The sequence below is a fragment of the Micromonospora sp. IBHARD003 genome (assembly GCF_056106285.1).
Genome location: NZ_JBWBBX010000001.1, coordinates 1219915 through 1232793, shown reverse-complemented (window position 1 = coordinate 1232793; position 12879 = coordinate 1219915). Strand labels below are relative to the sequence as shown.

The 12879-nt window shown below is 68.3% G+C and carries 10 protein-coding genes and 2 pseudogenes; 7 read left to right on the top strand and 5 right to left on the bottom strand.

Translation table 11 applies throughout. The features are described from left to right. Nucleotides 1-197: 197 nt before the first annotated feature. On the bottom strand, nucleotides 198-659 hold the full coding sequence (locus tag ACTWOL_RS05380) for a nuclear transport factor 2 family protein (protein ID WP_474294852.1): 462 nt from the start codon (nucleotides 657-659) through the stop codon (nucleotides 198-200). Nucleotides 660-707: 48 nt separating this feature from the next. Then, nucleotides 708-2720, bottom strand: coding sequence for an APC family permease (locus tag ACTWOL_RS05375; RefSeq protein ID WP_474294850.1), 2013 nt, complete (start codon nucleotides 2718-2720; stop codon nucleotides 708-710). Nucleotides 2721-2962: 242 nt separating this feature from the next. Here ACTWOL_RS05375 and ACTWOL_RS05370 point away from each other — a divergent pair, with 242 nt between their 5' ends. From ACTWOL_RS05370 to ACTWOL_RS05345, 6 genes and pseudogenes are all read left to right on the top strand, one after another. Beyond that, nucleotides 2963-3325 carry a hypothetical protein gene (locus ACTWOL_RS05370; RefSeq protein WP_474294848.1) on the top strand — a complete coding sequence of 121 codons (363 nt, stop codon included), beginning with the start codon at nucleotides 2963-2965 and terminating at the stop codon, nucleotides 3323-3325. Nucleotides 3326-3352: 27 nt separating this feature from the next. Further along, a complete protein-coding gene (locus tag ACTWOL_RS05365; protein ID WP_474294846.1) occupies nucleotides 3353-3754 on the top strand; it encodes a hypothetical protein in 402 nt (133 codons plus the stop codon). Between the two features lie 91 nt (nucleotides 3755-3845). Beyond that, the gene (locus ACTWOL_RS05360; protein WP_474294845.1) at nucleotides 3846-4544 is read left to right on the top strand and encodes an alpha/beta fold hydrolase; all 699 of its coding nucleotides are present in this window, start codon (nucleotides 3846-3848) and stop codon (nucleotides 4542-4544) included. A gap of 171 nt (nucleotides 4545-4715) precedes the next feature. After that, nucleotides 4716-5189: a zinc finger domain-containing protein gene (locus ACTWOL_RS05355; protein ID WP_474294843.1), complete on the top strand. Its 474-nt coding sequence runs from the start codon at nucleotides 4716-4718 to the stop codon at nucleotides 5187-5189. Between the two features lie 294 nt (nucleotides 5190-5483). Next, complete coding sequence (locus ACTWOL_RS05350; RefSeq protein WP_474294841.1) at nucleotides 5484-5852, top strand: hypothetical protein; 369 nt, start codon at nucleotides 5484-5486, stop codon at nucleotides 5850-5852. 299 nt (nucleotides 5853-6151) lie between these two features. Beyond that, a pseudogene (locus ACTWOL_RS05345) lies at nucleotides 6152-6907 on the top strand (transposase family protein). 485 nt (nucleotides 6908-7392) lie between these two features. On the opposite strand, the gene ACTWOL_RS05340 reads toward ACTWOL_RS05345, so the two are convergent. Next, entirely contained in the window at nucleotides 7393-8829 is a 1437-nt protein-coding gene (locus tag ACTWOL_RS05340; RefSeq protein WP_474294504.1) for an IS1380 family transposase, read from the bottom strand. Between the two features lie 256 nt (nucleotides 8830-9085). Here ACTWOL_RS05340 and ACTWOL_RS05335 point away from each other — a divergent pair, with 256 nt between their 5' ends. Further along, on the top strand, nucleotides 9086-9832 hold the full coding sequence (locus ACTWOL_RS05335) for a DUF5131 family protein (protein WP_474294840.1): 747 nt from the start codon (nucleotides 9086-9088) through the stop codon (nucleotides 9830-9832). 8 nt (nucleotides 9833-9840) lie between these two features. Here the strand turns inward: ACTWOL_RS05335 and ACTWOL_RS05330 are convergent. Together ACTWOL_RS05330 and tcmP are read right to left on the bottom strand one after the other, a co-directional pair. Further along, nucleotides 9841-11033 (bottom strand): annotated as a pseudogene (locus ACTWOL_RS05330) (IS110 family RNA-guided transposase). Between the two features lie 285 nt (nucleotides 11034-11318). Continuing rightward, the gene (gene tcmP / locus ACTWOL_RS05325; RefSeq protein ID WP_474294838.1) at nucleotides 11319-12500 is read right to left on the bottom strand and encodes a three-Cys-motif partner protein TcmP; all 1182 of its coding nucleotides are present in this window, start codon (nucleotides 12498-12500) and stop codon (nucleotides 11319-11321) included. Between the last annotated feature and the right edge of the window lie 379 nt (nucleotides 12501-12879).

The window sequence follows — 12879 nt, the reverse complement described above, 5'->3', positions numbered from 1 at the left end:
GAGTGTGTCTCCAGTGTGGATCAGTGGCCCCGGCACCGACAGTGGACATGCGATCGGCGGACGTGTGATCGGAGGATCGGCGTACGTGTCCCCGGCGCAGGCGTGCCCCAGGGCCTCGTACCCGCGGGAGGCCTGAGCCGCACGGATGCGACCGCCACGGGAGCGGACGGCGCGGCCGCGGTGACCAGGCGACCGGTTCAATCGAACGCGGCGGCCGGGAACGACGAACGGCGCCACTTCTCCCGGACGATCACCGAGCGCATCCGCCAGCCACCCTCCGTACGCGCCAGGCGGAATTCGTATCGCCCGCCGGAGACGAAGTCGTCACCCGACTCCAGCCGCATCGGATTGAGGTAGTCGGCCGCCACCTCGGCACCGTCGCCCGGATAGCCCCCGAGGTCCTCGATGCGTACCCGGCGGTTCACGATCAGATGCTGGCGGACGGGAAACAGGCGGAGCGTCTGCGCCAGCCACCCCGCGACCTCGGCCGCGGGCCCCTCGATACCGCCCGCGCCGCGGTAGTCGGCGCGGCCGTCCGGGGTGAACAGGGCCCGGTAGCCGTTCCAGTCGGCGTCGTCCACCGCCACCGCGTACCCGGTGACCAGTTCGTCGATGGCCAGCCGGTCCATCACCGTCGCGAGATCCACGCGCTGCGTCATCGGCCAAGTGTCGGTCAGCGGACGCGCGGCGCCAAGAGCCCTGCGCGGTCAGTGTCGGCGGCGGCCGGCCGGCTCGCCGCGCCGCACGGCCCCCGGCGCCCGGGCCGCCGGATGGTCGGCGGCGGCCGATGACGTCAGCTGCCACGGCACGCTCGTCACGGTCACTCCGGGGGTGAACAGCAGCCGGCTCTTCAGCCACAGCGCCGACTGGTTGTGCAGCACGTTCTCCCACCAGTGGCCGACCACGTACTCCGGAATGAACACGGCGATCACATCACGCGGGCTCTCCCGGACGATGGAGCGCACGTACACCATGACCGCGGCGGTGATCTCCCGGTAGGGGGAGTCGATGACCTTGAGGGGTACGTCGATGCCGTACTCGTCCCACTTGCGCTGCAGGTCCGCGGTCGCGTCGCGGTCGACGGCGACGGTCAGCGCCTCCAGCCGGTCCGGCCGGAAGGCACGCGCGTAGGCCAGGGCCCGCAGTGTCGGCTTGTGCAGGGTCGACACCAGCACGAGTCCCAGCACCCGGGTGGGCGGGGCGAGTTCACCGCGCGGGTCCGTCACCGCCAGCTCGGCCGATGTGGTGTCGTAGTGGCGGCGGATCGCCCGCATCGTCACCCACAGCACGACGCCGGCGAGAACCGCCAGCCAGGCTCCCTGGGTGAACTTGGTGAGCAGCACGATGACCAGCACCAGACAGGTGATGACCGCGCCCGTCGCGTTGATGAGCCGGGCGGTGTGGTGGCGCCGGCGCAGGGCGCGGTCCCGCTCCGTGCGCAGCTCCCGGTTCCAGTGGCGGACCATTCCGGTCTGGGAGAGCGTGAAGGACGTGAACACACCGAGGATGTAGAGGTGGATGAGGCTGGTCACGTTCGCCTTGTACGCCCACAGCAGGGCGCCCGCGACGACCGCGAGGGCCAGGATGCCGTTGGAGAAGGCCAGCCGGTCTCCTCGGTTGTGCAACTGCCTGGGCAGATAGCGGTGTTGGGCCAGGATCGAGGCCAGCAGGGGAAAGCCGTTGAAGGCCGTGTTCGCGGCGAGGATCAGCACCAGCGCGGTGACGGCCTGTACGTAGTAGAAGCCGAAGCTGTGCTCTCCGCCGAAGACCGACGCGGCCAGCTGGGCGATCACCGTGCGCTGCGTGTAGTTCTCGCAGTCGGGCAGACCGGTCAGATCGCAGCTGCTCTCGGCGATGTGCACCTTCGCCACGATGGCGAGGGTGGTGACCCCGACGAACATCGTGACGGCGATGAGGCCCATCGCGGCCAGGGTGGTGGCCGCGTTCCGCGCCTTCGGCTTGCGAAAGGCAGGCACGCCGTTCGAGATCGCCTCGACGCCCGTCAACGCGGTGCACCCACTGGAGAAGGCGCGCAGGACCAGCATCACCAGCGCCAGGCCCACGAGGTTCGCCTCTCCCGGCTCGGGCGCGATGCCGTACTGCGCCGTCTCCGCGACGGGGGCGTCCCCGGCCAGATAGCGGATCAGTCCCGTGGTGCACATGATCAGCACACCGGCGATGAACAGATAGGTCGGCGTGGCGAACGCACGGCCCGATTCCCGTACCCCGCGCAGGTTCATCGCGGTGAGCAGAGCGACGAACACGAGTGCCATCGCCACCTGGTGCTCCGCCAGCGACGGGACGGCCGAGATGATGTTGGCGACGCCGGACGCGACCGACACGGCCACGGTCATCACATAGTCGACCAGGAGCGCCGCCGCGACGACCAGACCGGCGGAGTCACCGAGATTCCGCGTGGCGACCTCATAGGAACCACCGCCCGTCGGATAGGCGTGCACGACCTGCCGGTACGAGAGCACGACGACGGTCATGAGCAGCACGACGGCGGCCGCGATCCACGGGGTGAAGTGCAGATAGGCGAGCCCGCCGACGGTGAGCACCAGCAGGATCTCCTGCGTGGCGTACGCGACCGACGACAGCGGGTCCGAGGCGAAGATCGGAAGCGCCAGCCGCTTGGGCAACAGGGTCTCGCCCAGCGCCTCGCTGCGTAGTGCGGGCCCGATGACCAGCCGTTTCAGAAACGCCGTCAGGTTGAACACGGCGTGAGCGTAAGCGGCGCACCCGGGGTGACCCGGCCCCGCCGCGCCGGGCGGGCGTCCACTTGGCGCGGCCGCCCGGCGGGCCGCCGCTCCGGTCTGTTGGCGCCCGTCGAGATCCCGACACTCCCATGTGCGAAGATTGTCATATTTTCGCCCTCCCTTTGTTTTGATGGGGAAAATCTCGTCGCCCGTGTTCGGCCTGGGATGTGACGGCCTGTTACGCAGAAGGAGAGCTACGTCGGATGTCTGGATCTCAGGGCGGGGTCGCGGGTGTACCGCGTCGTGCGAAGTCGGTGGCGCTGAGCCGTCACTGGAAGGCGGCCGTTCTTGCCGCGGCAGGGCTGGTCACCATGACCGGTACGACGACCTTCGCGGGTATGGCGGACGCCGAGGCGGCCGGGGTGAAGCCTGCCTCCACTGCAAGGGACGACACCACTGAGGCCAACAAGGGCGGGGGCGACGAAGGCAGGGAGAAGCCCACTGGCTCCAAGGGCGACGAGGGCAAGGAGCGTGGCGGGGACAAGGACGGGGAGGGTGGCGGGGACAAGGAGAACGGCCACGGTCATGACCACGGCGGCGGGGACGACGGCCACAAGAAGCGCTAAGAAGGCCATGGCGGCGGCAGGCGGTATGTGGAGTGTGACCCGAACGACCTGGTCGCGGCGCTCGTCGCCCTGAACGAGAACCGTGGGGGGACGCTCGTTCTCGCCAAGGACTGCACCTACACCCTGACGGCCAATCAGGACGGCAATGGTCTGCCTGAGATCATCCAGCCGGTCACCGTCCACGGGAACGGCTCCACGATCGCCCGTGCGGCCAACGCGGACCGGTTCCGAATCTTCGGGGTCGGAGCCGGTGGGGACCTGAGGCTCCGTGACCTGACCCTCACCCGCGGTGAGGCCGAATTCGGCCAGGACGGCGGTTGCGAGTCGTTTCCTGCAACGGCCCGCCCGAGGCGATGTCAGACCTGGCTCGGGCGGGTACTTCTGCGTGCTGTTCGGCGTGGTCCGGCCGCGTCTTTTCGACTTGACTGATCTGCACCGGGACAGACCTCAAGGACGCTGTTTGACTGGTGTGCACCGGGACAGACCTCAGTGATGCTGTCCCTCCAGGTCAGGAGTGACGATGGCAACCATCAGGAACATCGTTCTCGTGCACGGTGGCTTCGTGGACGGATCGGGCTGGCAGGGGGTCTACGACCACCTGAGCGCCGACGGATACAAGGTGGCCGTCGTGCAGAACCCGACCCTGTCGCTGGGCGGCGACGTCGCCACCACCCACCAGGTCCTCGACGGCCTCGACGGTCCGGCCGTGCTGGTCGGCCACTCCTACGGTGGTGTCGTCATCACCGAGGCCGGCAGCCACCCCAACGTCGCGGCGCTCGCCTACATCGCCGCGTTCGCACCGGACAAGGGCGAGTCGGTCAGCTCCCTGATCGCTGACCCGCCGCCCGGGGCGCCGGTCCCGCCGATCCTGCCGCCCCAGAACGGGTTCCTGTTCCTGGACAGGGACAGGTTCACAGCCTCCTTCGCCGCCGACGTGCCCGAGAAACTGGCGGCGTTCATGGCCGACTCGCAGGTCCCCTGGGGCGTCGAGGCCCTCGAAGGGACCGTCTCCGAACCGGCCTGGCAGACCAAGCCGTCCTGGTACCTGGTCGCGACGGACGACCGCATGATCCCGCCGCCAGCCCAGCGCGCCATGTCCGAGCGGGCCAGGGCCACCGTCTCCGAGACCCCCGGCAGCCACGCCGTCTACGTATCCCGCCCGGCCGTCGTTGCCGCCGTCATCGCCAGGGCCGCCCAAGGACTCAACGGTCAGGCGTAGCGGCGAAGGGCCCCGCCCACCGTGTCACCAGCACATCTCGCCCGGCCTGCAGGCCCAGACGGCGCCAGGCTGGCCGAACAGCAGGACGCCCGGGCACGTCGGGCAGCCGACCGGGTACCGACACTGCTGGCGACGCTGCAGCGCCGCGGGGACACGGGGTCCCCGAAGGTGATGCGCAAGCTGGTGAGAGAGCTCATGCACGCAGCATCGGATGCTGGTGACCGTGTCGACGCCGATCAGCAGGAACAGATCGGCGTCTGGAAGACTAGGGCAGACATTGGCAGGCCGCCGGTGCAGACCGCCCGCCCCGCCCCTGCGCTGGGAGCGCCGCAGGCGATGCAGCACCAGCAGGTGGCCCGACGGCACTGGATCAAGAGGAATTGCCCGCGATGCGGGGTCGTGGCAGGCAAGAACTGCGTCACCAACACCCGAACCGGTACCGGCCCGGGGTCGAAGATCCCCCACTACGAGCGGATCGAGCCCATCCTGGCGGAACGCCAGGCCAAGGCGGACCGACGTCGGCGAGCACCGGATGGGTCGATGACGAACCCCAGCCTGGCCTGGTCGAGGTCCATTTCGCCGACGCCCACCAGCAGCGATGGGCCTTCGTTGACAAGTGGTCCGTCTTCACCAGCGACGATCTGACCCCCGACTCCGACTACCCCGTCGAGGTCGGCATCCTCTGCGACATCGAAGCGCTGAACATTGCGGAATTTGGAATCTGGCCGACAGGCGGAAGCGCAGCGCGGCGTTGGGCTCGACGTAGAGGTCCCAACTCGTGATACCTCGGTCCTCCGCAGGCGCGTCCGAGGCGGAATTAGCTCAGCGGGACCAGGTCGCTGGCGGCCTTCGACGCGGCACAGGGCACCGTCGGACGCAGCGGTCCGCCTCGCTCGCCGAGCCCACCTCCAGCGGTCCGCAGACCTTGTCTGTCGATACGTGAACGAACTTACTGATGCCATGGCGCATCGCCGCGTCGGCGAGAGTCTGGGTGCGAGCACGTTCGTCGACATGAACGCGGTACCGGCGCATCCAGCGCGGGAACTCGGTCCGTCGGTACGTGGCGAGATCGCCTACGTGACGCTCTCCAAGTTGAGCCAATCGTCGCACGGCGCCGCGAGGAAGAATTCGGCGTCATGGCCATCGTGTTGCGTCGTTCCCAACCTCCTGACGTCATATACAGCCACCAATGGCCAGGGTGAGCTGGGTTGGCCCGGAACACCGAAAGCCGGGCACGCGATCCTCGATCGGCCCGTCGGCGTCCTCAATGTGACCGGCGTCGCCGTCGTGCTCCGCCTGCCGCGCTGATACGCGGAGGACGAAGTTGGAGAGCGGTTGTTGGACTGGGTGCTTCGACCGCGGTCCCAGTCGGTCAGTGCAGCGTGGCAGGGCGTGTCCGGATGGGGACGCTATCCGTCGAGGCGATCCCAGGGGATGCCGAGTCGACCGAGCGGGTGCAGCATGCTGCGGTGCTGGGTGCCTACATGGAGCCCTTTCCAACTTGACTGTGGTGCCGGGCTGTTGGTGGCCATGGCCTGTACGGAACGACGAAGCTCCTGGTAGACGGGTTCGCGACCAAGATGACCTGTGTCCGCCAGGAGCTTCGCGTGCTTGTCTACCCGTCGTCGATCGATCTGTCCAGCCGCACGCTGCAACACCTGACCAGGCAACTGGCCGCTCACCAGCGGGAGATCGGCACACGATGGCGGCGCCTGCCCGTCGGCCGTCAGGCCCTGCTCGCCCTGGCCCACCTGCGATGCGGCGACACGTACGCCCAGCTCGCCGCCGGGTTCGAGATCGGCATCGCGACCGTCTACCGCTACATACGCGAGGCTATCGAGGTGCTGGCCGCCCTCGCCCCGTCCCTGGCCCAGGCGATGACGACCGCCCGGACGAAGGCGTACGTGATCCTGGACGGCACCCTGTTGCCCATTGACCGGATCGCCGCCGACACCCCCTATCTACTCCGGAAAACACAAGCGGCACGGCATGAACGTCCAAGTCCTCACGGACCCGCTCGGCCGACTGCTGTGGGCTTCCGCGGCCCTGCCCGGTTCCACTCACGATCTGACCGCCGCGCGCGAGCACCGCATTATCGACGCCCTCGCCCGGCTGGACTGAAGTGCTGGGCGGACAAGGCATATCAAGGGGCCGGCCGCCACGTCCGCGTACCTTTCCGGGGCCGCCGACTCAAGCGCTGGAAGCGACGCCATAACAGCACCCACGCCAAAATCCGGTGCCTCGGCGAGCAAGCCATGGCCGTCCTGAAGGGCTGGCGCCTACTGCGCAAGCTCCGCTGCAGCACCAACCGGATCACCGACATCGTGAAGGCCGTCGTCGTCCTTCACCACGCCTCAACCTGATGTTGGAAAGGGCTCACTGCTGAACCGTACGACGCGCGAGCTCAGCCGACGCGCCGCGACTTCGCCACGTGCCGAGTACTGCTCGTTGTCGTCCGGCATGTGGGGTCGTAGCGATTCCCGGAGTGCCAGCGGGGTGGCCCGTGCACGTCCTGCCTCCCGCGACCGTCGCTGACGCCGACACTGCGGCCGACGCCACCCGGCGTCTGCGACTGCGCCCGCCGGTCCAGTCACAAGCGGGAGACCGCCTCAGTCGGCTACCGACGGGCTCTCGAAGCCCACTTCGCGGCGTAGGGGGGCGTCGCCAGGTCGACCGGGGCTGATCGCAAGCATTAGCCTCGCCGTTTCGGTTGGGGTGATGAGACGTTGCTGATCGTCAGCTGTCGGGCGGGGAGGGCGATTCCGCCTTTTGGGGATGGCTGAGTCCCGGCGCGGTGGTCGGGTTCTCCGGGGTCTTTCGGGTCGTGGGCGGTCTGGGTGGTTGTTGATCAGCTGGCGGGACGGGGCAGTGCGGCGAGGCGGTGGAAGGCCGTGGCCAGTTCGTGTCTCCAGGGCCAGGTCGCCGATATCCGCAAGCGCAGGCGTCGGCCGCCGCGGGTGAGGCGGGCGGCGACGTGCAGCAGCCGGTAGCGGAGCTTCTTCGGCTCGGCGGTGGCCAGCTCCCCGTCCAGGAGCAGGATGCGGGTCCAGGCCAGTAGGTCGATCGCGGCGAGGCTGAGTTCGAGCCAGACGGCATTGATGGCGAAGTGGCGGGAGGGGAAGCGGCCGAAGCCGGTGGTCTTGCCGCACCGGATGTGGTCTTCGACGGTGGCATGCCCGCGGTGGCGGACCTCCAGGAACTGGGCGGAGCCACCGCCGCAGTAGGGGGTGTCGGTGAGGAACACCTGATGGCGCAGGCCCTCGTCCTGGTCGAACAGGGACAGCTGGGCTCCGGGGTGCGGTCGTTCACGGCGCACGATGATGCGGGTGCCGGGCGGAAAGCCAGCCAGGTCGACCATGCCGGTCAGCTCGGCGACCTCGGCTCCCTCTCGCAGTGTTCCGTTCTGGTCCAGGGCGGGATGCCAGAGGCGGTCGGGCACCGAGCGGATCGCGCGGCGGACCGGCTCAGTGACCGCGTATCCGGCGGAGAACCGCAGGTCCAGCCCGTGCTCGCGCAGGTGACGGATGTGGGCGAGGAAGGCTTTCGCGGATCCTGCGCTGTCGGCGCGGACCAGGATCTGGGTTCCGTGCCGGTGAGCGTCGGGGATCTGCGCGAGGGCCTGGTCGAGGACCGCGATGTGATCGGCGGCGGTGTTGGCTCCGGCGTTGCCAGGCCGCAGTCGCGCCGACATGGCCTCGCCGGTGTTGGCCAGGAAGCACACCAGCGGGTGGAACCCGAAGCCGCCTTTGTAGGTGGGTGCGGCCGCTTCTTTCTCGGAGTGGCAGGCGACCAGTGTGGCGTCGAGGTCCAGGACCAGGCCGGGCAGTTCGCGCGCTGCGGCGGTCACTGCGGGTATGCCCTCACGGGTCTCGGCGGCTTGCAGCCAGGCGACCTCCCGAGCCGAAGTGCGGGCCGCTCGCATCGAAGCGAGTACGGCCTCGTCCATGTCGGCGAGCAGCCGCCAGGCCGTGGGCGTGGAGGCCACCGGGCCGAACATCTCGGCCTGGTCCCGCAGCACGGCCAGATCCGTGATGGCCTCGCCGCCATCGGCGAGCATCACCGCGAGATCGGTGGCGATCCGGCCCGGATCATGCCCGGTCCCGCGCGGCCGAAGCGGCCTGAGCGCGGTGGAGTACGCACTGGTCAGCCCGGTGGCATCGGCAAGATCAGCCAGCATCCGTGCCCCGGCATGCCCGACCACACCCGAACCGTCAGCGGAGACATGGAGCTTGGGACGAGAACCGATACCCTTCACGCAGAAAGTGCCTTCCGCTTGGACCGACATAACCCCTCGACAAGGTTCATCGTTCCAGCTCAGAAGGCACTTTCGTACTTCCGCCCCACGCCCGGACTCATCCCAACCGAAACGGCGAGGTTAGGTTCTGAATGGAGGTTCGACACGTGAAGTTACGAGAAGCGATCGAGTGCATGCGGATAGCGGTGTCCACGCCCGGGTGTCCCGCCTCGGAGGGCATCGTTAGGCAGCACACCACAGCCGTCCCTGGTGGCGTGGCTGTGTGTGCGAGGGCAGGAGGAGACCGGTGAGCGACCGCAGCGCGATCGAGTGGACCGAGGCGACCTGGAATCCGACGACCGGCTGCGACCGTGTCTCCTCGGGATGCGACAACTGCTACGCCCTGATTCTGGCGAAACGGCTGAAGGCCATGGGCGCGGCGAAGTACCAGAACGACGGTGACCCCCGGACGTCCGGGCCGGGCTTTGACGTCACCCTGCACCCCGACACGCTGGATGTCCCCTATAGGTGGCGCAGTCCGCGGACGGTCTTCGTGAACTCCATGTCTGACTTGTTCCATGCGCGGGTACCGATCGATTTCGTCCGGCAGGTCTTCCAGGTCATGGCCGACACCCCGCAGCACAACTACCAGGTCCTCACCAAGCGGGCCCGGCGCCTGCGGCAGCTCGCTCCGAAACTCGACTGGCCCGCGAACCTGTGGATGGGGGTCTCGGTGGAGACGGAGAAGGAAGTGGTTCGCGTCGCCGATCTGCGGGAGGTCCCTGCGGCCGTGCGGTTCTTGTCCTGCGAGCCGCTGCTGGGTCCGCTTCCGGGCCTGAACCTGGACGGCATCCACTGGGTCATCGCCGGCGGCGAGTCCGGACCCGGACACCGGCCGCTCGATCCCAACTGGGTCACCCAGATCCGCGACACCTGCCAGGATGAGGGCGTCGCCTTCTTCTTCAAGCAGTGGGGCGGCCGCACCCCGAAGGCCGGCGGTCGCCTCCTCGAAGGCCGTACCTGGGACCAGATGCCGCTGCCCATCGCTTCCTAATGCTGTTGTCAAGCGGCTGTAGTCACCGGGGGTGCGAGCTCGTAGCACCGTCGGTCACGGATCAGGGCCCAGATGACGTTGACGCGTCGGCGGGCGAGGGCGAGCACGGCTTGGACGTGCTTCTTCCCCTCGGCGCGTTTGCGGTCGTAGAACTTCCGCGAGTTCGGGTCGGAGCGAACGCTCACGAGCGCGGAGGTGTAGAAGACCCGTTGGAGCCTTCGGTGATAGACGACCGGCCGATGGAGGTTGCCGCTGACCTTGCCCGAGTCGCGCGGTGCGGGAGAGACGCCGGCGAAGGCCGCCAGGGCGTCCGGGGAGTCGAACTCGTCCAGGTGCCACCGACGGCGGCGAGAAACTCGGCACCGAGGGTCGCGCCGATGCCCGGGACGCTCTGGACTATGTCGGCGAGCTCGTGCTCGCGAAACCGGCCCTCGATGAGCTTGTCCATCTCGCGGATCTCGTTGAGGGCCATCACCTCCTCGGCCAGGGTGTGGACCAGCTTGGCGATGGTCTTCTCCCCCGGGATGGCGGTGTGCTGGCGCTCGGCGGCCTCGACGGCTGTTTCGGCGAGGGTTCTCGCGTTGCGGACCTTGCGGTTGGTCAGCCACTTCGTCAGCCGTGTGACGCCGGTCCGTCGGATGGCGGCCGGGGTCTGGTAACCCGTCAGCAGCTTGAGCGGGCCGGTGTTGGTCACGTCCAGAGCCCGTTCCAGGGCCGGGAACATGCTCAGCAGGGTGCCGCGCAGGCGGTTGACCGAGCGGGTGCGGTCCTCGACCAGATCGGCCCGGCGTCCGGTCAGCAGTTTGAGTTCGATGGCGGCTTCGTCGCCGGGGCGGATGGGCCGCAGGTCGCGGCGCATCCTGGTCTGGTCGGCGATGACGTAGGCGTCGCGGGCGTCGGTCTTGCCTTCGCCGCGGTAGCTGTCGGAGGCCCGGTTGACCAGGCGGCCGGGCAGGTAGAGGACCTCCTGGCCATGGCTGACCAGCAGGGCCAGCAGCAGCGCGGGTTCTCCGCCGGTCATGTCGATGGCCCAGGTGACCTCGCGGCCGTCGGCCAGGTCCAGGACGTCGCCGATCAGCTTCAGCAGCTCGGGCTCGTCGTTGGCCACTCGCCGCAACAGCAGCGTCTTGCCGTCCGCGTCCAGGGCCAGGCCGTGATGGTGGCCCTTGCCGCTGTCGATCCCCGCCCATATCCGGCTCATCGCGCTCCTGACGTACGTGTTCGTTCAGTTCGTGCCACGGACGACCTCGCCGGCATTGCTCTACACAGCGACAGATTCGCACTTCCTAATCGGCGGCCGAGTCGTCGTGGGGTGCCGGGCGGCGAAGCGATGGAAGCCACGAGAAGGCAGCAGCCTGATAGCCACACCCAGCACCCCTGGGCGACCCAACCCTACGAATGGCTCGATCAACCCGATCAAGAAGGTAGAGCGGCCTGACCCGTGGCCACTGCCGTCGCCGGGCCCAGGGCGGGCCCTGCAGTGAGGTCACGCGGCGAGATGGCCCGGGTAGACCGTGATCTCCCGCGTCTTCCTCACGCCCACCCCGTTGCTGGGCGTCCTGCCCTGGTCGTGCAGAAGCTGTACCGCACGGCGCACGACCGGCTCGGTGACCTGCCCATAGAAGGATCCGAAGATTTCCAGCGGGTAGTCGACCAGCTTGACCGGCCGCTGAACCCGCGACAGAAGCCGGGCCAGGTTCTCGGCGATCTCCGGTATGGCCTTGGTCTCGATCTCTTTCGGATCGGGGCGTGTCACTGATGCCATGGAGAACAAGGCGTCATCGTCTTCGCGTTCCTCGAGCGTTTCCCACCACGTCGTCCGGGCTCGGGCGACAGTGTCGCCGAACACCCACAGGCCGTAGGGGCTGCGGGTGGCGAACACCAGCCGGTAGACGGCCCGCTTCCGAGGCGAGTGCGACACCGGCACCGACTGCACCAACATCCCGGTACGCCGTGCTAGCCGGCGGGAGTATTCGGCCGCGACGGCCTCGATCGCGTCCTCGGCTGCGCCGTCCTTGTTGCGGGAGGCCACGGCGTCGGCGAAGTACTCCCGCCACCAGGTCCCGCCGCACACGTCGTCGAAGCGCCTCAGCGACTTCTCGTTCCCCTTCGGCGAGCGGACGTGGCCGCCGAGGCGCCAGACGGCCATCATGCTGAAGTTCATCAGCAGCTCGGTCGGGGGCCACTTGTTGGGGCGCTTGTGGGCGAGGACCTCGACGACACGGTCTTGCGGTAGAACAAGTCCGCAGGGGTCGAGGAAGAGGAAGAGCGGCTCCTGGACGGCTCGCTCTACGACCTGATCGAGGACGCCGTCGACCTCGCCGCGGTGAGCGTGAGCGCGTACGCCCCGAGCCCGGTACTGCTCGACGACCTCGTGTAACCGGTCGAACGACTTGTGCTGCGCCTCCGAGAAGAAGCACTCTAGCGTGAGGTCGGCCTGGCTGCGCAGGTAGGAGGCGACCCGCAGAGCGATCTCTCCGGACGCCGGCTCCCCGTTCTCGTACCGGCCTTCACCCGCGTACCCGTCGAGGTGAACCACGCGTTTGTCGCGCGAACGCGTGCCCGTCATCGCACCGAACTGCGGCAGATATCGCTTGAGGAGATCAAGTTTGAGCACGCTGGGCAACGCCTTGTCCGCCCAGTAGTCCCCGCCAGTGCCAGACGACATCGCCACCCCCAGATACCGTGTCCACCCCATCACAGATGGTGAGGCACCACGAGGAGTCTGGACAAGAGCCTCCTCATCGACAGACCGCCCGCAGGCAGGACATACGACTGGACTTCGGTGCCTACGGACCCAGCGGTCGCTGGCGACACGCTGTCGTGGCCCGCCAAATTGGAGGGCGGGAGCCGGACCGCGGCTATACCGCAGTTGTGCCGCTGTGCGTTCCCTGGGAGACGGGCTGGACGAGGCGTCGGCACCGCTCAAGGTGCCCGCTCGGTTAGTACTGCAACCGCATGTGGGGGTCGTGGCCTCGGCGTTGGTAGTGGCAGCGGCGGGCGCGGGCTTGGCTGCGACGCCGGAAGTGTGACCAGTGCAGACGGTG